This is a genomic window from Oceaniserpentilla sp. 4NH20-0058 (assembly GCF_040371755.1).
GTDB lineage: Bacteria > Pseudomonadota > Gammaproteobacteria > Pseudomonadales > Oceanobacteraceae > Bermanella.
On record NZ_BAABWE010000031.1, the window covers coordinates 1 to 480 of the forward strand.

The following is a 480-nucleotide window of genomic DNA, read 5'->3' on the forward strand; positions in this document are numbered from 1 at the left end:
AGTACTTGGGCGGTTGATGGTTAGATGACGAATCACATGACCGTTACCGTTAAAGTCTGCTGTAAAATAGCGAGCTGAGTCACCAATAGGCAGCCAACCTGCACCGTCATTCCAATAATCATCATTGGTGTCAACTACACCATTGTGGTTGGTATCAAAATCCAAGTCCGTTACTAACTCATATCCATGACAGCGACGCTGTGCGATACCTTGATGGATCACAATTGAACAGCCAGAAAAATCTAGACCGGCATCAGTGGTAAGACGTAAGCCGATACCGTCTAGCTGATAACGCATTGCATCTAAGCGATGTAACGATGTAATGTCGATTAAACCATCGCCATCAATATCGGCATCCACGATGCCATCGTTATTATCATCATCATCAAGGGTATCCGTAATACCATCGTTGTCTTGATCTTGCAGATAGGCATCTAAGATTAAGCCTGAGCTACTTTGGCAGGTGGCATTACAATCTGG

General features: G+C 44.4%; 1 protein-coding gene. It reads right to left on the reverse strand.

What is annotated here, in order from left to right; all coding sequences use genetic code 11:
• Positions 1-480 (reverse strand): hypothetical protein (locus ABWV45_RS15495; RefSeq protein ID WP_353352625.1); only part of this gene is annotated, 480 nt, incomplete at both ends.